The organism is Victivallis vadensis (assembly GCF_003096415.1).
Lineage (GTDB): Bacteria > Verrucomicrobiota > Lentisphaeria > Victivallales > Victivallaceae > Victivallis > Victivallis vadensis.
The window spans coordinates 114,014-139,257 of the sequence record NZ_QEKH01000012.1; the positions used below are offsets into that span (position 1 = coordinate 114,014).

19 protein-coding genes are annotated in these 25,244 nt (G+C 59.6%); 4 read left to right on the forward strand and 15 right to left on the reverse strand.

Features of this window, described 5'->3' with window-relative positions; translation table 11 throughout:
• Positions 1-9 precede the first annotated feature (9 nt).
• The 7 genes from C8D82_RS08920 to C8D82_RS08950 form a co-directional block, all read right to left on the reverse strand.
• Positions 10-513 (reverse strand): hypothetical protein, encoded by a 504-nt coding sequence (locus tag C8D82_RS08920; protein WP_116883932.1) that lies wholly within the window; start codon positions 511-513, stop codon positions 10-12.
• Between the two features lie 2 nt (positions 514-515).
• Positions 516-1,895, reverse strand: a complete 1,380-nt coding sequence (locus C8D82_RS08925; protein WP_133245124.1) for a hypothetical protein — start codon at positions 1,893-1,895, stop codon at positions 516-518.
• Positions 1,896-2,065: 170 nt separating this feature from the next.
• A complete protein-coding gene (locus C8D82_RS08930) occupies positions 2,066-2,422 on the reverse strand; it encodes a hypothetical protein (RefSeq protein ID WP_116883934.1) in 357 nt (118 codons plus the stop codon).
• A 574-nt stretch (positions 2,423-2,996) separates the two neighbouring features.
• Positions 2,997-3,665, reverse strand: a complete 669-nt coding sequence (locus C8D82_RS08935; RefSeq protein WP_116883935.1) for a hypothetical protein — start codon at positions 3,663-3,665, stop codon at positions 2,997-2,999.
• A gap of 493 nt (positions 3,666-4,158) precedes the next feature.
• On the reverse strand, positions 4,159-6,252 hold the full coding sequence (locus C8D82_RS08940) for a beta-galactosidase (RefSeq protein WP_116883936.1): 2,094 nt from the start codon (positions 6,250-6,252) through the stop codon (positions 4,159-4,161).
• 28 nt (positions 6,253-6,280) lie between these two features.
• The gene (locus C8D82_RS08945) at positions 6,281-7,270 is read right to left on the reverse strand and encodes a LacI family DNA-binding transcriptional regulator (RefSeq protein WP_165832958.1); all 990 of its coding nucleotides are present in this window, start codon (positions 7,268-7,270) and stop codon (positions 6,281-6,283) included.
• Positions 7,271-7,925: 655 nt separating this feature from the next.
• The gene (locus C8D82_RS08950; protein WP_116883938.1) at positions 7,926-9,317 is read right to left on the reverse strand and encodes an MATE family efflux transporter; all 1,392 of its coding nucleotides are present in this window, start codon (positions 9,315-9,317) and stop codon (positions 7,926-7,928) included.
• A 230-nt stretch (positions 9,318-9,547) separates the two neighbouring features.
• Here C8D82_RS08950 and C8D82_RS08955 point away from each other — a divergent pair, with 230 nt between their 5' ends.
• A complete protein-coding gene (locus tag C8D82_RS08955) occupies positions 9,548-10,315 on the forward strand; it encodes a sugar phosphate isomerase/epimerase family protein (protein WP_165832959.1) in 768 nt (255 codons plus the stop codon).
• A gap of 9 nt (positions 10,316-10,324) precedes the next feature.
• On the opposite strand, the gene C8D82_RS22115 is transcribed toward C8D82_RS08955, so the two are convergent.
• The 3 genes from C8D82_RS22115 to C8D82_RS08970 form a co-directional block, all read right to left on the reverse strand.
• Positions 10,325-10,927 (reverse strand): sugar O-acetyltransferase, encoded by a 603-nt coding sequence (locus C8D82_RS22115; RefSeq protein WP_116883940.1) that lies wholly within the window; start codon positions 10,925-10,927, stop codon positions 10,325-10,327.
• A gap of 70 nt (positions 10,928-10,997) precedes the next feature.
• The gene (locus C8D82_RS08965; RefSeq protein WP_116883941.1) at positions 10,998-11,918 is read right to left on the reverse strand and encodes a peptidoglycan recognition protein family protein; all 921 of its coding nucleotides are present in this window, start codon (positions 11,916-11,918) and stop codon (positions 10,998-11,000) included.
• A 23-nt stretch (positions 11,919-11,941) separates the two neighbouring features.
• Entirely contained in the window at positions 11,942-12,940 is a 999-nt protein-coding gene (locus C8D82_RS08970; RefSeq protein ID WP_165832960.1) for a hypothetical protein, read from the reverse strand.
• A 225-nt stretch (positions 12,941-13,165) separates the two neighbouring features.
• Between C8D82_RS08970 and rpsO the strand changes: the two genes are divergently transcribed.
• Positions 13,166-13,435: a 30S ribosomal protein S15 gene (gene rpsO / locus C8D82_RS08975; protein ID WP_116883943.1), complete on the forward strand. Its 270-nt coding sequence runs from the start codon at positions 13,166-13,168 to the stop codon at positions 13,433-13,435.
• 70 nt (positions 13,436-13,505) lie between these two features.
• On the opposite strand, the gene C8D82_RS08980 is transcribed toward rpsO, so the two are convergent.
• The 4 genes from C8D82_RS08980 to C8D82_RS08995 form a co-directional block, all read right to left on the reverse strand.
• Positions 13,506-16,463 carry an alpha-amylase family protein gene (locus C8D82_RS08980; RefSeq protein WP_116883944.1) on the reverse strand — a complete coding sequence of 986 codons (2,958 nt, stop codon included), beginning with the start codon at positions 16,461-16,463 and terminating at the stop codon, positions 13,506-13,508.
• Between the two features lie 14 nt (positions 16,464-16,477).
• Positions 16,478-17,224: a prepilin-type N-terminal cleavage/methylation domain-containing protein gene (locus tag C8D82_RS08985; RefSeq protein ID WP_116883945.1), complete on the reverse strand. Its 747-nt coding sequence runs from the start codon at positions 17,222-17,224 to the stop codon at positions 16,478-16,480.
• Positions 17,225-17,240: 16 nt separating this feature from the next.
• The gene (locus tag C8D82_RS08990) at positions 17,241-18,332 is read right to left on the reverse strand and encodes a substrate-binding domain-containing protein (protein ID WP_116883946.1); all 1,092 of its coding nucleotides are present in this window, start codon (positions 18,330-18,332) and stop codon (positions 17,241-17,243) included.
• Between the two features lie 711 nt (positions 18,333-19,043).
• A complete protein-coding gene (locus C8D82_RS08995) occupies positions 19,044-21,290 on the reverse strand; it encodes a glycoside hydrolase family 38 N-terminal domain-containing protein (protein WP_116883947.1) in 2,247 nt (748 codons plus the stop codon).
• A 251-nt stretch (positions 21,291-21,541) separates the two neighbouring features.
• Between C8D82_RS08995 and C8D82_RS09000 the strand changes: the two genes are divergently transcribed.
• Together C8D82_RS09000 and putP are read left to right on the forward strand one after the other, a co-directional pair.
• Positions 21,542-22,354 (forward strand): nitroreductase family protein, encoded by an 813-nt coding sequence (locus C8D82_RS09000; protein WP_165832961.1) that lies wholly within the window; start codon positions 21,542-21,544, stop codon positions 22,352-22,354.
• 116 nt (positions 22,355-22,470) lie between these two features.
• Positions 22,471-23,994, forward strand: a complete 1,524-nt coding sequence (putP, locus tag C8D82_RS09005) for a sodium/proline symporter PutP (RefSeq protein ID WP_207776097.1) — start codon at positions 22,471-22,473, stop codon at positions 23,992-23,994.
• Positions 23,995-24,040: 46 nt separating this feature from the next.
• On the opposite strand, the gene C8D82_RS09010 is transcribed toward putP, so the two are convergent.
• On the reverse strand, positions 24,041-24,883 hold the full coding sequence (locus C8D82_RS09010) for a lipopolysaccharide kinase InaA family protein (protein WP_165832962.1): 843 nt from the start codon (positions 24,881-24,883) through the stop codon (positions 24,041-24,043).
• Between the last annotated feature and the right edge of the window lie 361 nt (positions 24,884-25,244).

Consider the following 25,244-nt stretch of genomic DNA (forward strand, 5'->3'; position numbering starts at 1 on the left):
GTATGAAATCTACGTGAGATTATTTCCATAGATTTTGCGGAATCTCCCCCTGCATTCGCAGAAGTCCGCACAGGACGGCTCCGGCGAGATTCCGCGCGGCGCGACCATCGGCGCTTCCACGAAAATGACTTTTGGTGCTTCCCGCTTCAAAACTTGACAGAATCCGATGGATTCGATGCCGTTGGTGCCCAATGGAACGGCGGCAAGTATCTTAGGCTTCATCAGGCGTTTCCTCCACGGCAGAGGTTGCCGGGCGTGATGAATCATTGTCAAATTTTGTACTGCCATGATCTCTGGATCATCGAATAAAATTTCGGCAGGAGGCGTGAAACCACAGTAGTTCGGGTGATCGTTCAATAGCTGTTTTGCATCATTATCCACGGCGCACACCGGCCCGCGTTTCGACGGCGGCACCGCGAGATTCGGACAGGAGAATACCTCATCGCCGGCCGTCCAGCGTAAAGTTTCCGTTCCCCAATCCACCGGAATCGTCGTATTGAACATATCGGGCATGGTTATTGTTTCTCCTCCGCGTTTCGTACAAACAGGGGCGGGTTGTTTTCCATCCCGTTTTCGTCGAAAATCACTGCCGCGTTAAAGGGACGATCGGAAAGTTCCAGTGCTTTTCCCAAAAGCGGATTCAATCCGGTATCTTCGTCGCCGAGCACCGTCAGCAAATATACCGGGACTCCATCCATAATGGCCGGATTGAGCCATGCTTTCCGGATTGACGGATAGTCTGAACAACATTGTTTCAGACATTCCCGCAAATTTTCCGGAACATCTTCTGCCGGACCGATTTTGTATGTCAGATCCTCCGTTAAAACATCCTTGACGATACTCGCGGATCTCAAAGAAAGTCGCTTCTTTTTCGGCAGCCGCCAGTTGCAATGGTCATTGACATAGAGGAATTTCAGACATCCGGAATCATCCAATGTTGTCCGAAGCAAAACGGAACATTGTTTCTTTGCCGAATACCGTATGACAGCAAATCCGGGGAAGTAAAGCGCTCCGTCTGCATCGGAAATCAGATCATAGCGGCCCTGACAAAAACGATTCGGTCCGTCATGAAGCGCCACTTCCGGATTGAATTCCACACTGCCGCATTCATAGGCGCTCCAGAGATCCGGACGGTTCCAGCGCAAATACTGCAAGGTCTGCTCAAGAGTCTGGAGAAACAATTTGTCGCCCAGATCGGTAAAGCGAACGTTGTCGCTCCAGTGAATCCAGACGTTCCAGTAAAAGTAAATTCGCCCGATACTGTAAACAGGAACGGCGGTCAACACCATGAAAAACAGGACAGACAGCCCGCCCCATTTGGGATAGCGCGCGACCAATGTAAATGAAATTCCGGATTGAATGAAAACAACCAGCAAGCAGAGTATCAGGACGTTCAACAACAACTCCCGTTTGCGGGTAATATGAGAAAACGCATTGCGGACGGTATTCCAGAAACCGTGTCGAACGGTCTGCTGGAGTTCTGCCGTTTTCCGGGCGGATTCCGCAATCAGATTGGCCATCTGGACCGCGAGCCTGGTTGTACCGTCATTTGCGAAAATCCAGATATCCGTTCCATCCGCTTCTTCACGGTGTTCGGTCATCACCTGAAGAATCGGATTTTCTTCTGTCAGATCTTTAGCCTGAATTGCCCAGATTCGGTCTTGGCTCTTCTGGACAAGCACCATGTTTTCCACACAAAACAATTCCTCTGGCATAGGGAGCAGTGTGTGCATTGTGCAAATGCGTTCCGTCCCGAGTGCAAGATAAAGTGCTTTCAAGGCAGCGGGAACTGTTTCCAGTGCACAGCGCCGGTCAAATTCCTCGGAGGACATTTCCGGGAACTCTCCGCCATACACTTTTTGAAGCGCCAATTTGTAATATGCCAGATAATCCAAGATTAACTTACTCCTTTTGCATTCTCGGCAAACTGCGTTGCGTTCCAGTCCGCACTATTTGCAGCCGGAAGAACGGTTGATGATCGCTTGGCTCAACCATAACGGACAAGCTGTTTTTTTCGATTTTTCCACAGCGATTGACAGTCTTTGCCGCAATAGAGGGGGAATGTTCATAATGTTCCCAATCTCCAATCCAGCCCCATCATCGGAAGCAGAAATGCCGCAATGATGCAGACCAGCCACAATATGGAGAGGCTCCATGAAACAAGAACGACCGCATCCTGAATGCTTTTTCGCTTTCGCGCCGCGATCAACAGGAGTCCGATACAAACGGGAACAAGCCAGAAAACATGAGCCGCACTAAGAACCCATTCCGTCAAATTCGGCAGCGGGGCATTTTTCCCAAGCAATTCGTCAAAGAAAGTTTTACCCCATGTCCCCGCACCTGATGACATCAAAGCCGCCAAGATATTGCCCAGCCAGGCTAAAGAAATTCCGGCCTCCCGCAAATTTATTAATTTTTCCAATATGTCCTTCTCCTCAACGGTACTTCATAATCAACCAATCCCGGTCAAAGCGCTGGATGTCCAAATCTTCAGGTCTGATCCGGAAAAACAGATGGTCACAGGTGCATCACATCCAGTCTGGAACAGTTTTATCATTGCCGGAATCAAGCTGGAGCAATAAAAATTTACCAGGAGCCATTGTATCTCCGCCGGAAAATCCCGTTCGATGCTTTTCGAGTTTTTGGGTCATGGAACGTTGGGCTCTTATTTTCACAACGACACCGCCTTTCTTTCATGAGCGGAATGCGGCTTGTTAACAATAACCCTTTTTTATGTATATTACAAGGCTGCCCAGTGTGATTTTTCTTTCCGGTTGCGTGTGAAGAGGCAATGTGCATCTTCAGAAAATATGGGGAATCCGGTACATCCCCTGCCGGATTTTAAGTATTCAGCACCAGTACTTGCCGGTCGGGGGATGGGGCACTCCTGCTCGTCAAAGGCGAAATTCCTGTTGCCGCAGGGGGGGAGGAGGGGAAATAAAAAATGCCGCTTTTCGGGAGTGCTCCGTGAAAAGCGGCAGGGAGTGGGGGCGGATTCAACAGGCCCGGCGGCGGTACAGTCTGCGGCCGGTCGCGACGGCGCCGCCGATCAGCAGGGTAGCCAGCACTCCGGGAAGCGGCTGGCCGGTCGGAGCCGTGCCGCCGACCTGAACATCCATGACAAAGGCGGATTCACCGTAAATCTGATCCGGATTCCTGGAATTGATATATTGACCGTATTCACCGAAACCGATCATGTAGGTATCCTGATCTTTGATCCAGGTGGCGTTGTAGGTCTGGCGGTGCTCGCCTTCGAGTCCGGGGGTATTGTACACGATCTTGCCGTTGGCGTCCTCGTACCAGAAGCCGATCGCGTCGCCGGGATTGAACTGAACGGCGTTGCCGTCGGCGTCGAAAGCCGAATATCTGCCGTCGGCGGTCAGCTGCAGGTTCAGGTCAGCTCCGCGTGTGGCGCCGTCGAGATAATAAGCTCCGAAATTCGCGCCCGCCCCTTTGGCGATGTCCAAATAGAGGTAGGACTCATGATTGAAATAGAGCGTGTTCTGCAGGCCGGCACTGCCGCCGCGGTCGGCATAGGCGGTATATTTGCTGTCCGGCCTCTTATCACTCGATGCGCCGCTGATTGTGCCGTAATCGTACTGATAAGCCGCAAAAAGCGGCACGGCGAACAGTCCGGCAATTAACGCAAAGAGAATTTTTTTCATTTTTCAGCCCCCCATATAGTAAGAAATCATCACGCATTCATATTTATAATTCTCAATATATGCCGTTTCTTGGAAAATACAAGTTGAAAGGAGAGAGAAATCAATGTTTTATCAAGTTTAAATCTAAATATATAAATCTTATTGATTTATTTTGCAAGTGATATTAAAATATCCCATTTATTTCGGTTACGCGCTTTGCGGAGCCTGACTGGCATTCCGGCGCATCAACATGACGCCGGTGCTTTCGGCTTGCCTGCTGCCGGAAACGGCATTGGGACAGTATCTGTGGCGGCGCGGTGCTGTTCCCGGGGGGGGGCGGGACGGCTCTTTTCGCTGCGGGAGGAGCGTCGGACCCGCCGCCGGTTCACTTGCCGAAGCAGAACTCCCCGGCCGCAGATGACGCTATATGCGGGTTTCCGGAAATGGGATTTCTCATGAAAATGGGAAAGGCCGGTACGGGAGATTCCGCACCGGCCCGAAAGCAGGAGCCTGATTACTTCATATCGTTGACGGCTTTGCCGTTCAGACGGTACTGGTACATGTGCTCACCCGTTTCGCGGGCGGATTCGCACAGCTCTCTGTAGGGAGTGTCGGCCACGTCGACGAAGCCGATCTGGTAGCCTTCACCGTCCCACCGGCCGGTCAGGGGCTGGTCGCGGAACTGGAAGTAATGGGTGCCGACGAGGTTGGGCTGGGTCAGCGCACCCTGTACGAACCGCATATAGGAGGTCGCGCGCTCCTGCTGGGTTCCGACCGGACAGAGGCTCGGAGCGAACATGCCGCGGTCGTAGGTGCCGAAGTGGAATTCGCCGATCACCATCGGTTTGTCGTGGAAATCCCGGGCGGGGATGTTGGCGACGCAGTTGCTGTAGGTGTTCACGCTGAGCACGTCGCAGTACTTCGCGGCGCCCTTCCAGATGTTGCCGTTCTGGCGGAAGCCGACGAAACGGCAGCCGAGGTAGAGCCGGTGCGGCGCGACGCTCTTGATGCCTTTGCGGGCGACTTCAAAGTAACGGTCAACGAACTTCAGCAGGAAAGCCTGCGAATCGGCGTGAAATCCATCGGATTTCGGCACGATTTTGTTGTTGGCGATCAGGGCGTCCCAGTCGGCGAATTCGGTTTTCCACGCCTTGTTGAGCTTTTCGATGGAGTTCTCGTATTTCGCTTTGAGGTCTTTGACCCACTCCAGCTTGGCCGGCTGGTCCGGCACCGCCTTGATCGTGCCGGAGATGATGTCGTTGAACCGGAGCTCGTTGTCGACGAAGTAGCCGATGCACATCGGATCGGTCAGCGATTTTTCAGCCGCTTCACTCTGCTCGGCGCGGGTGCGCAGCAGATTGCCCATTTTCTCCTCGAAGGCCGGAGCGTAAACGTCATAGAAATTGATCCGCCTGACCTTGCCGTTCTCTTCCTTGATCTGGAGGCGGGGGATATCGCGCAGCGCCGGAGAGTTGATCTCCGCGAGGCACAGCGTATAGGGCATTTTGCCCAGCAGGATCAGGTCGTCGCTGCCCCAGTTGCCGATGGTGTTGATGCCCCAGGCGCGCAGCCGGCGGACGAGCACGTTATAATAATCGTTGAGGTAGTCCTTCTTGCCGTATTTCTTCTGCAGGTTCCAGTCGGTGAAGGGCAGCACGTAATCCTGCGGAACGTCTTTCGCGTACCACTCGGGGTGTTTGCGGTTGGGGGAGTCGGTGTTGTTGCGCAGCACGTCGATGCCGGTCGACCAGAAAAGCCTGCCGGAGGGATCGACGAAGAACCACTTGCCCTGATACTTCTCCACGCGGAACGAACCGGTCGCTTCCAGTTGCGGTCCCGTGGCCCAGCCGCCGTATTCATTCCAGTCGGCGATCGGGGGCAGGCTGTCCAGTTCGGCGAGTTCGCGCTGATGCTCCTTTACGAGCTGCTCGTCGCTGTGGATCTTCTCCGGCCAGTCGGAGTGGATGTACTGGCCGTAACGGTCGATGAACGGCAGGTAATCCTTGGAACCGGCGATTTTCTTGTCGTACTCCGGTTCCCCTTCCAGACGGATGTTGGAGATGCGGCAGTCGACCAGGTACTTCCGGGGAAGTTCGAACGGCCACTGAAGCTGGAATTCGATCGAATTGATCTTCGCGGTGTCGAGCACGCGCATGTGCTTGCCGCCTTCGGGAGCGAGGAAGAGCGATGCGTGCGGCAGGTAGATGCGCATCGTGCGCTTTTCACCCGGATTCAGGCCGATGCCGGTATTGACCTCGCGGTGGGGCAGGTCGACATGGCTGCTGCTTTTGGAGCCGCGCTCGCCGCTTGAAATGTGCATGGTCAGCCGCATCTGGCGGTCGCCGGTGTTTTCGACATCGCAGGCGAGGTAGCGGCCTTTGGAGAAGTCGAACTTCTGTCCGGCCGGCGGATTGATCCGGACGCCGCCGGACCACTCGGGGTTGTGAATCTTGAGGTCGAGAACCCCGTTTTTCCAGTTCACTTTCGCGCCGTTGCGGGCCTCGAACTGTTTCGCGTCGAGTGCGAGCGGCACGTCTGCGGCGAAGGCGCTTCCGGCCATCGCCAGCCCCGCGAGCAGCAGGGCGGTTTTCTTTTTCCAGTTGAACATACGTCACACCTCTCTTGGTTTATTGTCCTCAGGGTAAATTTTTTATCGAATTACGTTCAATCAGCTGAACCGGATATTCAATCTTCTCCAACTTCTTCAGATCGTCCCGCAGCACCAGCTCCACTGCTTTTTCCGCGATTTCACGCAGCGGACTGACCAGCGAAGTCTGCGCCGGGCAGAGAAAGCCGGTCATGCCGGGATGTTCAAAACCCAGAATAGAGAGATCCTCCGGAATCCTTTTGCCCAGAAGTTCCCGGACCAGCCAGTAAACCTCAACCGATTTCATATCCTCGCCGGTGACCCAGACGGCGGTGCAGCCGCTGTCCATCACCCTTTTCACCGCCAGATGAAGCGGCTGGTCGTTGCAGAAGGCAAGCGGCGGAGTTTCTGCTCCCAGTTCGTCCAGAATCCGGCGCATGCCCTCCGCGCGGTTGAAGCCGATATAGTCGTTGTCGTGGATGACCGCGATCTTCCGGTGTCCTCTGTTCCACAGGTATTCTCCGGCGATCCGGCCGGTTTTATGCGCGTCGACGTAGACGCAGTGAAAAGAATCCGCATGTTCGTCGCTGAGCCAGACCACCGGGAGATTCCGGAACGCCTTCAGGATCCGGATGGTTTCGTCTTCCCATGCGATGCCGATGATCCCGTCGAACCAGCAGTCTTCCAGATTGCCGATCCGGTCTTCGGTGATCATCGTAATACCGGCCCCCTCGCGGGAAAGCGCAAAGCAAAGATACTGCGTCATCGTGTTCACATACCCCCCCATCACGGTTCTGTCGGGTGATTCCGTGACCAGCGCGATCTGCTTGTTCCGCACCCCGATGCGGGGACGGAAACCGAGTTCACGGGCGGCGCGCAGCACCCGGCTCCGGGTTGCCGAGGGAACCAGTGAACTGTTGTTGAAAACACGGCTCACCGTTCCGGTCGAAACCTGCGCTCTTCCGGCAACCTGCTCCAGGATTGCTGCCGCCGAGTTTTTGTTTCTGGTTTCCATATCCGTCAGTATTCCACTTTCCATAAGCGGGATTTCCATCCGTTGCTTTTATTATACCAAACTTTCTTGTAAATGTCAACAATGCATTGTAATTTTTTTCGTTTTTTATGCAAATTTTGCAAAGAGGGGGCTTGCTCCTTTGACGCGAAGCGTCTTTGGAGTGCGGAGCCGAAGGGTCTGTTCCCGCTCTGCGGGAGTAAGATTCATCTCCGCTTTCAAATCGCGCATGAGTTTTATATTCGGCTTTGCATTGCCGCAAGAACAGGCAGAACTGCCCGGAGGGTAACAATTTTTGAGTGCAAGCACAGGCAGGCTGCCCGGAGGGTAGTGAGCACGGGATTGGCGGCCTGCGGATGGCTCCGGGGGACGTCGCGCACGTCCCCCGGACTCCCCGCCGGTGGCGGGGGCCGGGCCGGTTGCGAAGCACTTCCGCTTGCGGGCGCGGCTTCGCCAGGGGGGCTTCGCTTACTGCGTTCGGCTTCGTCGCACTTGCTCCTCGCTGCTTTGCTGATGCAAAGCAGTTCTCACATTCGTTCGCGGCGCTTGCCGCGCTTAGGTACGCAAGATAAATGGTTATGGAGACCGACCTTTGTTTGTATATGCCAGTCGCCGCGCGACCCCGGAGGGCGTAGAGCGCGAATTCGGCGGCGGCACCTTGCCGCCCCTGCCGCCAGCTTGGTCAGGGAGAAACTTCGGAGAGCGGCGATTCAGTGCGGGAAATCTTTTTGATCCAGGTGTAGCGGTTAAGTTTGACGGCGGCGACGGCGCACTTCAGAATCTGGTCGGATTTGAGGCAGATAAAAACAATGGTGGGCGAGAGATGAAACACGAAGGCGGCGAGGGCGGCGGAGGGCAGTACGAGCAGCCACATGAAAACCAGGTCATTTTTCAGCACGAAATCGGTTTCTCCTCCGGCGCGGACGAGTCCGGTCAGCGCCGGCATCTGGTAGGCGGTTCCGACGGTGGTGACGGAGAGAACCGTCATGAACTTCACCGAGAGCGCGGCCGAATCCGCCGACAGCTCCGAAAAAAGATGGATGATCGGGTCTTTCAGGAAAAACAGGACTGCGCCGCTGCATATTCCATTGCAGAGGAACAGCGCCTGGAAGGTTCGCGTGCAGGGTTTGATCAGGTCGGTGTGTCCTTCGCCGATGGTTTTCCCGGTCATGACCGCCGCGGCGCTGGCGCTGGCGTAGATGAATACCGTGATGATCTGGAATACGGTGGTCGCCACGGAATTCGCCGGAATCGCGCTGCTGCCCATGTGACCGAGGATGCCGGTCTGGATCGCCATCGCCAGTCCCCAGATCGCGCCGGAGAGAAAGACCGGCGAACCGACCCGGATATAGTCGCGCAGCATTCCGGTATTCATACGCTTCAGCACATGGCCAAGCCGGAGCTTCACCTTGGAGTCGATGAACCGGGTGTAGCCGGCGATCAGCACGAGTTCCAGGCAGCGTGAACAGAGTGTGGCGATGGCCGCGCCCGGCCCGCCCAGCTCCGGGAAGCCGCAGTTGCCGAAAATCAGCAGATAGTTCAAGGTGACGTTCACGCAGAAAGTCACGATGGAAAGGTAGAAGCTGATCCTGACCGTTTCGACGCTGCGCAACATGATCATCAATATCTGCGATATCGCGAAAACCGGATACGACCAGCCGATGATCCGGGCGTATTTCACCCCTTCCGCGACGATGGCCGGATCATTCGCCATCAACCGCAGCACCGGTTCGGGAAAAACGAGGATGGCGATGCTCATCAAAATCGCGATTGCAACGCCGAATTTCAACGCGATGCTGGTCACGTCGCGGATCGGTTCGAGCCGGTGTTCGCCCCAACTGCGCGATGAGAAGATCAGCGCTCCCTCCGCGACGCCGAAAACCAGCATCTGCAGCAGGAACTGGATCTGGTTGAGCAGTGCGACTCCGGCCAGCGCGGTTTCGGTGTAGCGCGACAGCATCACCGCATCCGCGAGGTTCACGGAGAATACGATCGCGCTCTGCATGGCGATGGTGGCGGTCATCGCGAAAAACGAGGTGTAGAAGCCGCGGTCCCGAACGAAAAATTCCGTCATGATGTAACCTTGAAAGGAGGAGAGAAACTACTGCCGCCCCGCACGCCGGATATCCCGGAAGGGGGCGGACCCTCTGCATAATTTACTGCCGCAACCGTTTTTTGCAAGGCGGGAGTTCGCGGATTTTTTTATTTCGCCGTTTGCGGAGGAGAGTTTGAGGCGTTAAGTTATCCCCGGGACCCTGCATGCCGGGGATTTTCTCTTATTTTGATTGTGATCAGGAGGTTGTCATGAAAAATTGCGGTCTGGTTCCCGGTCTGGTTTCCGTGTCGTTCCGGCAGCTGCCGGCGGAGGAGATTGTGCGGCTTTGCGCCGAATGCGGCCTGGAGGCGGTCGAATGGGGCGGCGACATCCATGTGCCTCACGGCGACTGCGCAACGGCGGAAAAGGTATCCGGTCTTACCGAAGCGGCCGGATTGCGGACCGCGGCTTACGGCTCCTATTACCGGTGCGGTGTGAGTGCTCCGGAGGAATTTGCGCGGGTGGTCGCCTGCGCCCGGGTGTTGCAGGCCCCCCTGATCCGGGTCTGGGCCGGAGACAAAGGAAGCATGGAGTGTGCGCCTCAGCAGCGCCTGGCGGTGGCCGCCGACCTGAAACGCTGTGTGGAGCTGGCCGGTGAATCCGGCATCCGGGTCGGCATGGAATTTCACTGTGGAACGCTGACCGATTCGCTGGACTCCTGCCTTGAGCTCCTCGACGGCTGCCCGGGGCTTTGCTCCGGCTGGCAGCCGTCCGTGGGACGGGAGCCGGAGCTTTGCCGGGAGGAGATCCGGCGGCTCGACGGCAGGCTTTCCACGGTGCACGCCTTCCAGTGGCGGCAGGCGGAACGGCTGCCGTTCGCGGACGGGATTCCGGTGTGGAGAAGCTATCTGGAAACGCTGGCCGGACAGGGGAGGCCGCTGGATATCCTGATGGAATTCGTGCGGAACGACTCCCCGGAGCAGCTGCGCGCGGATGCCCCGGTGCTGCGGCGGCTGCTTGAAGGGCTCGGCGACTGAAGCGCTTTTTCAGCGGATGTCGATTTTGAGCTCTTTGTAATAATACTCGCGGTCGCGGTCGCTGATTTCGCGCAGCACGCGGCAGGGATTCCCCAGCGCGACGACGTTGGCGGGGATGTCCTTGGTCACGATGCTGCCCGCGCCGATCACGCTGTTGTCGCCGATGTGCACGCCCGGCAGGAGCACCGCGCCCGCGCCGATCCAGACGTTGTTGCCGATATGGACGGGGATGTTGAACTGGGCGACCTTGCGGCGCAGCTCCGGATCGACCGGGTGGCCGGCGGTGGCGACCGTGACGTTCGGCCCGAACATCACGCTGTCGCCGACGTAGACATCCGTGTCGTCCACCAGCGTCAGGTTGAAGTTGGCGTAGACGTTGCTGCCGAAGTGGGTGTTCTTTCCCCAATTGGCGTGGAGCGGCGGCTCGACGTAGCAGTTTTCGCCGACCTCTGCGAGAATGCTTTTGAGAAGCTCCTGGCGCTTCTCCATTTCGGAGGGGCGGGTCTGGTTGAAGTCGTACAGCCGGTCCAGGCATTCCAGTTGTTCGCGGGCGATCTCCGGGTCGGTGCAGAAATAGAGCTTTCCGTTTTTCATTCGTTCTCTGACGTTCATCGCGGTATTCTCCGAATTGGATGTTGGATTCGTATGCGGTCGGATAACATAGCCGGGGTTGGCGGGAAGGTCAAGCTTCGGAGAGGCCGCGCAGCAGTTTTTTTTCTTCGCCGTCCGGCTTCCGGGCGAGGCGGGCGGCGACACGCGCCCGGAACTCCTCAAAACGATTCTCCTCCAAAAGCCGGTGCGGGCAGTATTTGCGCATCCAGTCCCGGTGCATGCGCAGATCCGCCGCGGTGAGTTTGAAGTGGCGCAGCAGCGCGGCGGCGAGGATTTCCGCATTCGCTTCACTGCGGCGGTACTGCCATTCCGCCGCTCCCCGGCACTGGCTGCGGCAGATTTCGACGCCGATGCTTTCGGTGTTGCCCGGCCCCCGCCCGTCCCCGGCGTGCCAGCCGTGAATGTCGAGCGGCAGGAGCTGCACGGCTTCACATTCATCGACCGCGAAATGAAAGGAGACGCTCCGGCCGTCCCGTCGGAAATCCACCCGGTCGCGCTCCTGGCGGGCGGAAAACGGTTCGGCCGTGTTGTGGATCGTCACGTACTTCACCGCCCGGAATTTCCCCGGCAGCTTATAGCGGCGGTTGTAGTCGTTGTCTTCGATCAGGGCCCGTACATAGCTGACGCTCCGGCTGCCGCTTTCCTCCGGCTCCGGCCCGGCCAGGTTCCGGCGGAACCACGCCGCTTTGCCCGGTTCCGGCACATAGCAGCGGACGACCCGGATTCCGGCATGGGACAGCGCATCGAGCAGGGCTTCACAATCGATCTCGTTCGTCCAGGCGGAAAGGTCCGCTTCACGATAGCCGCTCTGCTTCAACTCGGCGGGAAGTCCGGCCAGTTCTCCAGTCGCGCCGGTTCCGAATACGAAAAAGGTTTCATGTCCCGTTCCGTCGCGGTTCAGGGCTACCGCCGCCGCTCCGGCCGGTTTCGCGGCTTCCGCCGAAAACAGACAGGCCAGCACTCCCGCAGTCAGAATCGCCCGCAGTTTCATTGAAAACTCCCGTTCATGAGCCTTTATCGGCTGTGCCCGGTGATGGGCGGGATGTCGAGCATGGTCAGCAGCCCGACCTGTCTGCTGCCGGCGATGTGGCGGGCGGCGTTCAGGGTGATCGCGCAGGTTCCTTTGTCGCCGTTTACGCCGCCGGAAATCACGCTGTCGAGTTCGGGCGTCCCGAAAATATGGACCCGGTCGGTGGAGCCGGGTTCGCCGATGGCCGCGACGAATTCGAGGGTGATCACTTCGCGGCCGCCCGCGAAGCCGCGCCCGAACTGGCGGACGCCGCGGGCCTGGCCGGCCTTCACCGGGATGGCGCCGGGAAGGGCGAGGTCGGCTTCCGCGACGACCGGTTCGATGGATTCGGTGACGCGGGTCAGCTCCCAGCCGAGGGCGGCTCCGACGAAGTAGACCGATTCCGGCAAGCCGACATGACGCAGCCTGCCCGCCTGTCTGCTGGCTTCGAATTCCGCGAGAGTCTGCCCCGCGCCGATCTTCTTCTGGAAGGCCATGCGGCGGGGCGAGGCGTCCTGAATGCGCTGCACATGGACCCGTTCGATATCGGCGGCAAGGCCGGAAAGCGCCGCGACGCGGTAGTCCATCAGGAAGCCGGGATTGATCCCGATCGCCAGCGCGGGCAGTTGAGCCGCCTGCGCCGCCGCAGAGATTTTCGCCGCCGCGTCGAGGTGAAGCGGATAAGGATAGAAAAGTTCTTCGCAGGTCGTGACCACCGGCATCCCTTTGCCGAGCAGTCCGGCGATGGTGTCGGCCGCCGCGTCGGCGTCGGATACGGTGGTGACCACGGCGACGTCGGCCCGCACCGCGAGTCCGGCAGGCGAACCGGTGACCGGTATGCCGCAGGGGGCGCAGCCGGCGGCGGTTCCGGCGTCCCGCCCGATGAATTCCGGCGAGGAATCGATCACGGCGACGAGCCTGAAATCGGTTCGGGTGAGCAGCGTTTTATAGAGCATCCGGCCGATCTGGCCGAATCCGCAAAGGACGAGATCGAGTTGTTTCATGGGGTGACGGTTCTCCTGTTCTGTCATATAGGTAATGGAACATCAAAGCCGTTTTTTTCAATGGGAAACCGGTAAAATTCGGAATTTTTTTCTCTCCCGGTTTGAAAAAACGCGACGATGAAGTATTTTAATAAAATCTATTAACGGTTCAGGTGGTGGATTCTTCGGATTGTCCGTGGAGGATCAGGCTGCCGAACGCGCAATCATGATGAAAGGATTTGCGACATGGACAAGGCTCAGAGAACGGAAATCATCAAGAAGTTCGCCCGTAAAGAGGGGGATACCGGTTCGCCGGAAGTGCAGATCGCCATCCTCAGCGCCCGCATCAGCGAGCTGACCGAGCACCTCAAGGCCAACTTCAAGGATCACAGCACCCGCCGCGGGCTGCTGGCGATGGTCGCGCTTCGCAAGAAGCTGCTGAGCTATCTCGCCCGCGAGAACCGCGCGAAGTATCTCGAAATCACCGAAACGCTCGGCATCCGCCGCGCGAAGTAATCCGGTTGATTGCAAAGAGGGGACCGACGGAAACGCCGGTCCTTTTTTAGTGTATGCGCCCGGTGCGGGATCATCGGATTTCGATCAGCATCGGGGTTTTCCACGCGAGCGAAAACTCGCGGGGAACCGGTTCGCCGGAGATCAGGTCGACGGCGCTTCCGCCGCCGGGAATGTCGAGCTTCACCCGGCGGGCGGAACGGTCGAAGTTCACGAGATTGACCAGTATGCGGCCGTCCGGCAGCGTGACGGTGCGGACCTGCACGATGTCGAGGCTGTCTGCCGGAGCCGGCGCGGAGACTTCGACCGGCAGCGGAATGCGCCGGGCCAGTTCCGCCCGGAGTGTTTCACGGCTGTTCGCCGGGACCGTTCTGAACTTTACCTCGGCCGGGCGGCCGAATTCGTCCCCGTGGAAGTTTTCTCCGGCAGTCAGCACCGTGCCGCCGCGCCGGACGAATTCATGCAGACCGGCGAGGGCGTCGCGCTTCAGGTTCCTCACCTCCGGCGCGACGATCACCCTGAGCTTGCCGAATTTCCGGGCGGCGAGCTGCTTTTCACTGATGAAGCCGAGTTTGCGGCCGGTGGCGGAGAGGGTGCGCCAGGCGTCGTAGACCGCTTTGGTGTGACGGTTGCGGTTCAGCGTCAGCGAAGTCGGGGAGTAGATCAGCGCCGCTTCGGGAGGGACCCGGTTGAAGGCGACGATTTCGGCGGACAGGCGGTTGGCGTCGAGGATCGCCCGGGAGTGGGCGATGATGTCCAGCGGACGGCGCTGAATGCAGCCGTCGAGCCACGGCGCGCCGTTGAAGGCGTTGTCCGCCCAGACCCAGCCGACCAGCGTGGAGGCCCCGTGCATATACTGCTGGAAGAGCGAAGTATAGATGCTCTGCGGCTCCACCGGAATCTGGCTGCCGTCGGAGATGTAATGGTTTTCGGTGTTCGCGACCGAGACCGGCTTGAGCGAATATTGCAGCGCGGTGCCGAGGGACGGGTCCAGCCAGGTGCCGTCGCCGTTGTCGTTGCCGTTGAGGTCGCTGAAGGCGGCGAACCGTTCCGGGTCAAGCCCCATTTCCAGTTCGCGCTCCGCGTAGACCTGATGGATCATCAGCTTGGCCTGAAGCGGTACGCCCGGCAGCAGGCGGCGCACCTCCGAGGCCATGAAGGAGTGCCAGCCGGCGAGGGCTTCGCGCTTGAACCTGATGAATTCATGTTTCACGGCGGGAGAGCCGTAACCGGCGTCGGCCAGTTCCCGGAAGTCGCCAAAACGCGTACCGGCGGCGCGGTTGAAGCCGGCGACGGAGCCGTAGCGCCGCTTCAGGTGCTTTTCAAATTCGGCACGGGAGAAGGAGCGGTCCAGCGTGCACTGGCCGTAGGTCGGCTCATTGCTCAATACGATGCTGTGCAGCGCGCCGCGGTACGGGCTTTTCGCGAGCTTTCCGACGATGTCGCGGATGAACTGCCGGTGAAAGGAGCGGGTGGCCGGATGCAGGATGTCCAGCGGCACGAACAGATGGCCCGCGTCGGTTTCGGGATGGGCCTTTTTGAACCACTCCGGCACGTAGTGGGTGGCCAGCAGCAGCGCGACCTTCTGGTTGTTCTCCTGCGCCCGCTTCAGCCCGGCTTCGATGTAATCGTGATAATAGGTGAAGTCGGGTTCCAGTTCCCGCTGTCTGCCCGGCTGCGGATAGACGCTCCACGGGCCGATTTCAAACTGAACCACATTGCCGCCGATCCGGTCGAAGAGCGGCATGTCCCGGATCGCCTGCTCGAAGTGTCCGTAGCCGCCGAACATCACGTAACGGCGCTGCCGGTTGCCCTGTTCGTCGATCATTTCCGCGACCGGAAAACCGTCCCGGTACTCCACCTCGCCCGAAGCGAGCTTCCAGTTGCCGGGCAGGGGCTTGCCGGAGCGGAGCAGCGCGGCGAGGTCGTCGAGCGCGGTTTCGATCTCCGGAATCGCGATGCGCCCCCGGTTCAGGTAGTAATCGCGCTCCGGCGCGGAGCCGAACCGGCGGTTCAGGTCCTTTTCCTGCAATTCGATCTGCTGCGGAATCACGTTGGCGTAAACCGCGAGATAGCGTGAGCGGGGATATTTCGCAAGCTCCGGCTCCAGCGCTGCGAACCGGGCACGGGCGCGGGCGAGCCGCTCCTTCTGCTCCGCGATTTCCCGCGGGGCGCGCGACGGCTGTCTGGTGAATTTCGCGCTGCCGATACCGGGCAGCTTTACCGCATACTCCCCGGCGGCGATCTCCAGCGGCAGGATCGCGTTGACGGTCAGGGTTTCGCCGTTTCGGACCGCATTCAACTCCTTCAGCCCGTACCGGTACAGTTTGCCCGCCGCGTCGGTGATTTCGACCGGAAGCGTCCACCCGGCTTCCCGGTCGAGGCCGGAGAGGATCAGGTCGGCGGCGAAAAGATCGCTGTCGCCGGCAGCGGGCAGCGGGCGGATTTCCAGTTGCGGCGCGGCGGAACGGCGGCCGGGAGCGACGGTGCCTCCGGTCGGGACGAAACTTACGCCGTCGAACATCCCCCACTCGGCATACCCCTCGATGTTGAACCGGACCTGGTAATCGCCGTTCGGATCGAGATCCTGCGGATCGATCGTGATCTCGTGGCTGAAGAGCTTCCAACCGGTTTCGGAGAGCCCGGCGGTCGGCACCACCCATCGCTCCGCCCAGCGGGCGCCGAAGATCAGCAGCAGCTGGTTGATGTTTTTGCCTTTCATGTAAAAATTCAGCCGGTAGCGGCGTCCGGCCTCCGGCCTGACGAGCTGGATCAGCGAGCCGTACACGTCGTTGACTCCGGCGGCGGGGTGGGTGAAGCGGACCACGGTTCCGCCTGCCGGCGCCCCGGCGTCCGATACGGTGGTCAACGTGATGTTCGGCTGCGCCCGCTCGCTGCCCTTGGCGGTGAAAAGCCAGTGCTGCGGCAGCTTGTCAGGGCCGACGGCTTCAAAGGAACCGTTGCGGATCAGTTCGGCATTGCAAAGCCCGGCGCTGCCGAGCAGGAAAAGGGTGAGACAGAGTTTGTTCATGGTGAAATTCCGGATCAGTTGGCGTTTTTCGGCGCGCCGTTCATGCTGTAGTAGAAACGGAGTTTTTGCGGGCTGTCCCACAGTGCCGCCGGATTTTTCGCGGCGACGTGGCCGTCGGCAAAACCGAAGTTGGCCTGTTCGGAGTGGATCGCGTGAATCGCGGCGTTGTCCATCGCTTCGCGCCCGGCCCACAGCGAGAAGGGGGCGCGAACCTGCCCTGCCTCCACGATCGCGGTGTCGGCGAGGAAGGCGGTCGCGGAGGGCAGTTTCAGTCGTCCGACCGCGTAGAGCGAATACTCCTTGCCGCCGGCATTTTTGAAAACGAAGCAGTTGCCGAGCAGGTCGCGTTTGCCGTTGGTGTTGTCCTGATAGTCGTTGTCGCCGTAGTAACGCCCCTGCGAATGGTCGGCGGCCTGATAGAAGCCGTAGGAGTTCCAGCCGCCGGTCCAGTAGGCGTCTCGGAAAGCATCGCTGTCGGGGTGTTTGTTGGAGGGGCAGGCCACCTGCCGGAAGTTTTTCAGGTAGTCCAGCTCGCAGAGCCGCTTGGACCAGATTTCCCACGCGAAGGTGAAGAAGTATCCCCGGTTGTCGTCGGCGTAGAACTGCTGCGCCCGCATGATCTGGGACTGGTTGTTCATGCAGGTGGTCTTGTAAGCCGCTTCGCGCGCCTTGTTCAGCGCCGGAAGCAGCATTGCCGCCAGAATTGCAATTATTGCTATTACGATTAAAAGCTCGATTAAAGTGAAATAGTGCCGTTTCATGTCGGAATCCTTTCTGTTAAAGGTGACGGATCGATTCTCGTTCGATCAGGGTATAAGGGTAACGCCGGATGCCCGGCGCGGGCTGCTTGCCGAGGATGATGTCCAGCGCGTCGCGGCAGGGCTGGAGGTAATCGCTGGCAACCACGGTGGCCGCCGGGCAGACCAGCGCGAGCAGGCTGCCGCCGTCTTCGCTGATCACGCTGACTTCATCGGGCACCCGGATGCCCGCCTGGTGGAGCACCCGCCGTCCCGCCAGCGCGCCGATGCCGCTGAAATAGATCAGTGCGGTGAGCCGTTCCGCGCGGATTTCGCCGAGCCGGGCGGCGGTGATCTTTTCGGCGGCGGCGGCGGAACTCTCCCACGCTTTGATGGTCGATGGAAAGTTGATCACGGTGACGCCGCATTCCCCGGCGGCGGCGTTGATCCCCTGCTGGCGGAGCCGGGTCAGGTCGCATTCGGGTTCGTTGCGGATGTAGCCGATCCGGGTGTGCCCGGCCCGGTGCAGCGCCTCGACGCAGAGCCGTCCCGCCTGTTCGGAGTCGGCGCACAGCGTGGTCACATTCGCACCGGCGGATTCGTAGATGTTGCTGCTGTTGAGCAGCACGACCGGGAAAGGGAGCGTATTCAGGAATTCGATCACCTCGTCGGATTTGGTCTCCGGCCCGGATTCCATCACGATGCCGCGCAGGGTGTGGAGGTTCATCACATAACGGATGATCGCGATCACGTCGGCGCTCTGGTCCATCCGGTAGTTGATGATCGAAAGTTTGAGCTGCCGGGCGTAGCTGAGCAAAGTGTGCTCCATGTTCCACAGCGATTCCGCGAAGTAGTCGATCCGCAGGAAAAGCACGGTGTTGCCGGCGCCGAACTCGCGTTCCGGGTGGTTCTCCTCCATCTTGGCGGCGGCGCCGCAGCTGACCATCCCCGAACCACGGCGGCAACGCACCACACCCTCTTTTTCGAGATCCCGGATCGCCCGGCACACCGGCGACTGCGAAGCGCCGAACTTGCGCATCAGCTCCTGAACGGTCGGCATCTTGAGCCGGGATTCCGGCTTCAAGGCCTCCTCCATCAGGAAGGATTTGATCTTGTCGTATTTGTTTTCCATAGAGATGAATCCAATCTGAATCAAAGTAATATATTGATATAATTATATTATGACACAAAGAGAGGGAAAAGTCAATAGGAAGAAAGAAAAAAGTGGAAAAGTTTCCGAGCGGCAAGGCGGCGTGCGGCAAGGTGGCGGCAAGGTGCCGCTGCCGGGTACGCGCTCCACGCCCTTCGGGGTCGCGCGGCGGCTAACTTGTGCAAGGCAAAGGTCGGTCTCCATAGCCACTTTCGCGGCGCACGATAAGCGCGGCAAGCGCCGCGAACGAATGTGAGGAAATTACTTGCTTCCAGCAAGTAACGAGGAACGATAGTGACGAAGCCGAACGTAGTGAGCGAAGCCCCCCCTGGCGTAGCCCGCAACGCGGGCGTTGAAGGGGTTGACGGGCGCAGCCCGGCAAGTAAGCGGCGAAGCCGCGCCCGCGAGCGGAAATGCTTTGCAACCGGACCGGCCTTCGCCACCGGCGAGGGGGTCCGGGGGACGTCGCGCACGTCCCCCGGAGCCATCCGCAGGCTGGAGGCCCGGTGCTCACTACCCTCCGGGCACCAATGCCTGTTCTTGCATTCAAGAAAAGCAGTCCCTCCGGGCAGCGCTGTTTGTTCTTGTTGCAATGCAAAGCCGAATATAAAACTCACGTGCGACTGGAAAGCGGAGATGAATCTCCGCACTCCAAGGTTGCCGTTCTGCCTTACGGGGTTGGAAATTGCCGGTCTATTCCTGTTCCAATACGACTTCGCGTACTTCGTTGGGGAAGAGCTCGCCGGAAGCCCGTTCGACGCCGTCGCGGAAGAGCCGGAATCCCCGGGGACGGTTCGCCGGATTCCAGAGCCGGAAAGCTCCGCCGCGCTGAGCGGTGACCGGAAGCTCCGGCGGTTCGATCTTCCATTCAGGACGGTAGAGGGCATTGCCGTCGCTTGCGGCGGTGATTTCAAACCGTTCCGCTTCCATCAACCGCTCCTGGGCGATGGCCGGCAACTCTTCGGCGGGGCGGCCGGCGGAGAACCAGAACTCCCGGATCACTTCACCGAGATCGGCGTAACCTTCGTCGCCGTGAGGCGGATTCGGCGCGTGCTCGGCATAGTGGACCGGCCGGTTCAGCGTCAGGCGCAGCTCGCCGCTGCCGAAGGAGTCGTAACCGTGCAGCGAACCGGCGATGAAGCCGGCGGTTCCGGTTTTGTCGGCGGCGACGACCCAGTCGATAAAGGGCTGCTCGTTTTCGTCCGGGCGGCGCTTCAGCACGGCGAGGGCCTGGCCGGAGACGATGGTTCCCGAGGGGATGCCGGTCCGGAGGCTGATTTTGACGGTTTCATCCGGCTCGCGCCAGTCGGCGCTCCAGCGGATGAAAAGCTCCGGGATTCCGGCATAGGCGATCAGGTCCAGCTTGAAAGTTGAATTTTTCCACCGGTAAGCCGCCCGCAGCCAGCTGGCGACCGCGCCGTCGGCCATCTCGTCGCAGGCGGTCAGTTCGGCGGAGCCGACCGTATCGCCGAGCCGCGGGGCGCCGTGTCCCCAGGTGTCATAAGGATCGGCGAGGACCGGAAAAGTGAACCGTTCCAGTGCGGCGCGCTGGCGGTCGAAACCGAGCTTCTTCCCGGCGGCGTCGCCGTAGCTCCACGCGAAAACCCGCAGCCCGGAGGCGGGCAGGTCGACGACGGCGGTTGCCCGGCCCCAGGTGCCGAAAGGACCGAAGGAGGCGGCGGCGCGCAGCCACTCCAGCGGGACCAGGTTTCCGGCGGCGTCGCGCAGCACATTGAAATCCCGGCCGTTTTTATTCGGATCCGGCCAGGTGTCGAAGCTCATCACCGCGCGCACCGGGCGGGGCAGGGGATTCCAGAGCAATACGCCGCCTTCGGTCAGGAAGTCGCTTTTGACGGTTGCGCCGTAGCGGGCGAGCCGTTTTTCCAGAATGTCGGTGGCGGCGAGGTTGGCGGCGCCGGTCAGGTCGCGCACCTCCTGCTCATACGCCGCCCGGATCGAGGTGCCGGGGTAGATGTCATGAAAGTAGTTGAACAAATAGCGGTTCCAGGCCGCGTCGAGCCGGGCGCGGTCGGCGTCTCCATCCGGGCCGGGAGCTTCCAGCAGGATTTTTTCCGCTTTCAGGAGGTTGCGTTCGGTCGCGGCCAGGTCGCGCTTGATCGAACCGACCGCCGAATAACAGCCGGGAGAGTGGTGGGTGAGCTCTCCCTCCACGACCGGCAGCTCGGTCTTTTCGATCACGTCGAAATAGTGGGACAACGTTGAAAATTCGAGGGGGCGGGTCCGGGCCGCTTCGAGCAGCCATTCGATCTGCCGCTCGAAAAAGCCGCCGCCGTGGTCGCCGATGCCGAAAAAGAAGGTCTGGTATTCGGCGCCGGTTTCGATCAGCCGGTCAATCCAGTCGAAGAGTTGTTCTTTTTTTGTCCAGTCGGGCATCGTGCAGTAGGCCTGTTTGATCCGGAAAGCGGTGACCAGGCTGCCGTCGTCGCCGCGCCAGCGGAAGAGATCGGGCATCGATTTTTCGTGTTCCATCGGGCGCATGAAGACATAGCGGTCGAAGCCGCCGGTTTTCAGGAGTTTCGGCAGCCCGGCGTTCTGCCCGAACGCATCGACGCTGTAGCCGATGCGCACATCGCGGCCGAATTTTTCGCGGAAATAGCGTTTGCCGTACTCGGCCTGCCGGAGCAGGATTTCGCCGGAGGTGATGATGGTGTCGGACTGCTCGACCCAGCCGCCGACCAGCTCCCAGCGCCCTTCCTCGACCAGCTGCCGGATTTCTCCGAACAGCGCCGGATCGCAGGATTCGATCCACTCGTAACAGGCGCTTGAGGAACGGCAGAACTTGAGGAACGGATATTTTCTCATCATCCGGACCACCGACCGGCAGGTGTTGAGCCAGGTTGAACGCCCCTCGCGCAGCCGCCACAGCCATATCGGGTCCATGTGGGAATTGCCGATCACATACAGTTTCTTCGCACTCATGTTCCGTCCCTTTCCGGTGATTCCGTCTTGCTTTTACTGTTAAGATAGCAGGACGGAACCGCTTTTCAAGGAACGGAACACGCTGAATCGGAAATGATTGCCTGTTTTTAATCTTTGCCGGTTTCCGCCGGCTGCGGGTACTTCGGTTTTCTGCCCAAAGGTAAAAGTACAGGGGAAAGTTGACATTTCGGCCGGGCCGGAGTATGGTATTTGCCTGCAACCGTGGAGAATTTTTTGAGAAAGGGAGAGAAATGATGGACAAAGATTTTATCCGGCTGAATTCCGAAGCGTGCATCCGGTGCGGCTTCTGCATCGACGATTGTCCGACGTGCGTGTTGGAAATGGGGGAGGCGGGGCCACAGGTCCGCGAGGATCAGTGCATCGAGTGCGGACACTGCGTGTCGGTCTGTCCGACCGAAGCGATCGACAATATCAGGACTCCCCGCGCCGGACAGGAGACGATCAATCCGGCCAAGCTGCCGTCGAAGGAGAGTGCGGCGTATTTCCTGCGCACCCGGCGTTCCATCCGCGGCTTCAGGCCGGAACCGGTTCCGCGCGAAACCGTTCTTGAGCTGCTCGATCTGGCGCGGCTTGCCCCAACCGGCGGCAACACCCAGAATGTGCAGTTCCATATCATCGACAACCGCGGAACCCTGAAGAAGGTGACCGAAGCCGCGATGACGTGGGCGAAGGGGCGGCTGAACCTCGCGCCCCACCTCGCGTCGATGGTGGCCTTTCACCAGGCGACCGGCAAGGACAACGTGCTCCGGGACGCCCCCTGCATGATCCTGACGCTGATGGATGAAACGACGGCTCCGTTGTTCCGGCAGAACGGCCGCTTCATGCTGACCTATGCGGAGCTTTACGCGCCGGTGCTCGGGCTCGGCAGCTGCTGGGCCGGTTGGGCCGAAGCAGCGGCCATCTCCGGTGATCCCGGCATTCTCGAAGTGCTGAACCTGCCGCCGGGCCGGATCGTAACCGGCGCGATCGTGGTCGGAATCCCCCGTTACCGGCACAGGCGGATTCCTGCCCGGCGTCCCCTGGCAGTTTCCTGGGGCGACTGAAGGCGGGTTCCGCTGCGGAAAAATCTCCCTGCCGGTTGAAAAATCCGGTTGACCGTGCTAAATTGATTGGTTTCACGGGTTTCAACACGATATCACAGCGATAAGGAGATTTGGTTTTGAATACGGTTGACGACGCCGCCGCGATGCTCACGCGCACCGCGGCCCATGTTTCGGGCCTGACCTACGTGACATTCGGTCTGTATCTGCTCTTGATGGTGTTGACCGGACTCTACTTCTACAAGCGGTCCAAAAACAGCGTCGAGGATTATCTGCTCGGCGGGCGCGGGCTGGGAAGCTGGGTCACCGCGCTTTCGGCACAGGCCAGCGACATGTCCGGCTGGCTGCTGATGGGGCTGCCCGGCGCGGTCTATTTGTTCGGCATCAACCAGGCGTGGATTGCCGTCGGGCTGCTGGCCGGAACGTGGCTGAACTGGCTGGTCGTCGCCCCCCGGCTGCGGGTCTACACCGAGGAAACCGATTCGTTGACGATTCCCGCGTTTCTGAACAAGCGGTTCCGCTGCCCCCGCAACCTGATCCGGATTCTTTCGGCGCTGCTGACGCTGTTCTTCTTCACGATCTACGCCGCCAGCGGGCTGGTCGGCACCGGGAAGCTCTTCGAGTCGATGTTCGGCATCGACTACACGGTGGCGGTCCTGGTCGGAGCCGGGGTGATGGTCATTTACACGCTGCTCGGCGGCTTCCTCGCGGTCTGCTGGACCGACCTGTTTCAGGGGGCGCTGATGTTTTTCGCGATCGTGGTATTGCCGCTGGTCGCGATGAGCACGCTCGAACCCGGCAGCGTGGCCAGGGCGTATGAGGTTAAGAACGTGACGCTTTCGGCATTGCCTCCCGCCGAAAGCACCGGCGCGGCGTTGCTGGCGGTCTTTTCGCTGGCGGCATGGGGCTTCGGATATTTCGGCCAGCCGCATATTCTGGTGCGTTTCATGGGGATCAAGTCGGTCCGGCTTTTTCCGAAAGCGACCGCCATCGCGATCGTCTGGGTGATCATCTCCCTCGCCGGAGCCGTTGCGATCGGCCTGCTCGCCGCACCGATGTACGCGAATCTCGACAGGGTGACCTGCGAAAATGTGTTCATTTATATGATCGGGGATCTGTTCCACCCGCTGATCGGCGGGGTGTTCCTCGCCGCGATTCTCGCCGCGATCATGTCCACGATCGACTCGCAGCTGCTGGTGTCGTCGTCGAGCCTGACCGAAGACTTCTACGTGAGTCTGCTCCGCCCGAAATCGCAGGCTTCCGAACAGCTGCTGGTCAGCCGCCTGAGCGTGGTGGTGATCACGTTGATCGCCTGTGCGCTGGCCTTCGACCGCAACAGCTCGATCTTCGAGCTGGTCACTTTCGCGTGGGGCGGCTTCGGAGCGGCGTTCGGTCCGGCGATCCTGATGGGGCTTTATTCGCGGCGTTCCTCGTGGATTCCAATCCTGGTCGGCATGGCCGCCGGAACCGCGACGCTGCTGGTATGGAAGTGGTTCGGCCTGAACAGCTTTCTGTATGAAATTGTCCCCGGATTCGTCGTGAACCTGATCGTGACCAGTGCCCTCAATTACGCATTCCCGCAGCAGAACCCGGAAATTCTGGCCGAGTTCGACGACATGGTCGCCAAAGTCAAGGTGAAATAATCCCGCAATTTCGCTCCAGAGGAGTGAAATCCCGGAATGCGAAGGATCAGGCCTGTTCGCGCTCGTCCCGTTCGGCGATGGCTGCGTCGACGAGGTGAAGCAGTTCGCGGTCGGAGAGCGGGGTGCGGGTGTTGGACGAAAGGTAATGGCGGAGCGCCGCGAGTTTTTCTGTTTCGTCGAGCTTGAGGTACCAGAAGAAGTTCGCGATGTCGCGCACCAGATATTTGGTGAACATCCCCTCCGTCAGCGGCAGGAAGCAGCAGCTGGAAACGTCGATCCAGCGGAGGTCGATTTGGCGCCCTTCGGAGCCGGGTTTCCATAACAGGTTATACGGGGTGAACCCCTTGTGGAAGCAGTGGACCATGTGCATCTTCGCCAGATAACTGAGATTTTCCTCGATAAAGGCGCGGCGCAAGCCGGTTTCTCCGGCGAGTTCTCCGCCCCGGATGAAGACGCGTCCGTCCCGGCAGCCCGCCGCGAATTCGGTGACCAGAAAGGAGTCCTGCAGAATGAAGTTGCGGCGGGTGTCGCCGGCGGCCAGCAGCCGGGCCATCGGGATGCCGAGCGAAGCGAGCGCGCGGTAGTTGGCGGCTTCGCGGGCGATTTTGGAGTGGTTCCACGAATAGAACAGAGGCCGCATTTTATCGCTGGATTTCAGCACGGCGCACAGGCCGCCGAGTTCCGGCGGAAGCTGAATTTTCCAGACTGCCTTGTGCCGGGTCTGCCAGATTTTTTCACCCTGTTCACGGGCTTCGGGGGTGAGCAGATAGTCGAGCGCCCGCTCGAATCCGGGTTCCGCCCAGCGCCAGCTGGTGCGCAGCCGTGCTTTCATATCGGCCAGCGCCGCCTGACGGCTGCGCCAGGCCAGCGAACGTTTTTGGCTGCTCATCCGGTTCATGCTCCTTTTGCTATCCGCGATATCATTGATGAAAATCTTATAAAATACTCTGAATCTGCGGAAAAAGCAAATCCGTACCGGAAGGAAATGCTAGGGATGGGCGCCTTTTCCCATCGGTTCCGGGGCGGGTATGCCGGACATGGTGATCAGGAAGCGGAACAGAAGCTCTTCATGGGTAAAATCTTCACTGTTCATTTGATCGGTTCCTTTCATTGCTGCCATCCGGAAGCGTCATTTAATATTATAGCAAATTTTTTGTTATTGTCCCAAATTTTGTGAAACACACTTGTAGTTTCCAACGCCGATAACGACGTTGCCGATAATTTGCATACGTTTTTGCCAGTAGTCCTCC

What these genes read in the sequence shown, in the direction of transcription:
- C8D82_RS08920 (WP_116883932.1), bottom strand. Translation starts at nt 513, where the DNA reads ATGCCCGATATGTTCAATACGACGATTCCGGTGGATTGGGGAACGGAA.
- C8D82_RS08935 (WP_116883935.1), bottom strand. Translation starts at nt 3,665, where the DNA reads ATGAAAAAAATTCTCTTTGCGTTAATTGCCGGACTGTTCGCCGTGCCG.
- C8D82_RS08940 (WP_116883936.1), bottom strand. Translation starts at nt 6,252, where the DNA reads ATGTTCAACTGGAAAAAGAAAACCGCCCTGCTGCTCGCGGGGCTGGCG.
- C8D82_RS08945 (WP_165832958.1), bottom strand. Translation starts at nt 7,270, where the DNA reads ATGGAAAGTGGAATACTGACGGATATGGAAACCAGAAACAAAAACTCG.
- C8D82_RS08950 (WP_116883938.1), bottom strand. Translation starts at nt 9,317, where the DNA reads ATGACGGAATTTTTCGTTCGGGACCGCGGCTTCTACACCTCGTTTTTC.
- C8D82_RS08955 (WP_165832959.1), top strand. Translation starts at nt 9,548, where the DNA reads ATGAAAAATTGCGGTCTGGTTCCCGGTCTGGTTTCCGTGTCGTTCCGG.
- C8D82_RS22115 (WP_116883940.1), bottom strand. Translation starts at nt 10,927, where the DNA reads ATGAACGTCAGAGAACGAATGAAAAACGGAAAGCTCTATTTCTGCACC.
- C8D82_RS08965 (WP_116883941.1), bottom strand. Translation starts at nt 11,918, where the DNA reads ATGAAACTGCGGGCGATTCTGACTGCGGGAGTGCTGGCCTGTCTGTTT.
- C8D82_RS08970 (WP_165832960.1), bottom strand. Translation starts at nt 12,940, where the DNA reads ATGAAACAACTCGATCTCGTCCTTTGCGGATTCGGCCAGATCGGCCGG.
- rpsO (WP_116883943.1), top strand. Translation starts at nt 13,166, where the DNA reads ATGGACAAGGCTCAGAGAACGGAAATCATCAAGAAGTTCGCCCGTAAA.
- C8D82_RS08980 (WP_116883944.1), bottom strand. Translation starts at nt 16,463, where the DNA reads ATGAACAAACTCTGTCTCACCCTTTTCCTGCTCGGCAGCGCCGGGCTT.
- C8D82_RS08985 (WP_116883945.1), bottom strand. Translation starts at nt 17,224, where the DNA reads ATGAAACGGCACTATTTCACTTTAATCGAGCTTTTAATCGTAATAGCA.
- C8D82_RS08990 (WP_116883946.1), bottom strand. Translation starts at nt 18,332, where the DNA reads ATGGAAAACAAATACGACAAGATCAAATCCTTCCTGATGGAGGAGGCC.
- C8D82_RS08995 (WP_116883947.1), bottom strand. Translation starts at nt 21,290, where the DNA reads ATGAGTGCGAAGAAACTGTATGTGATCGGCAATTCCCACATGGACCCG.
- C8D82_RS09000 (WP_165832961.1), top strand. Translation starts at nt 21,542, where the DNA reads ATGATGGACAAAGATTTTATCCGGCTGAATTCCGAAGCGTGCATCCGG.
- C8D82_RS09010 (WP_165832962.1), bottom strand. Translation starts at nt 24,883, where the DNA reads ATGAGCAGCCAAAAACGTTCGCTGGCCTGGCGCAGCCGTCAGGCGGCG.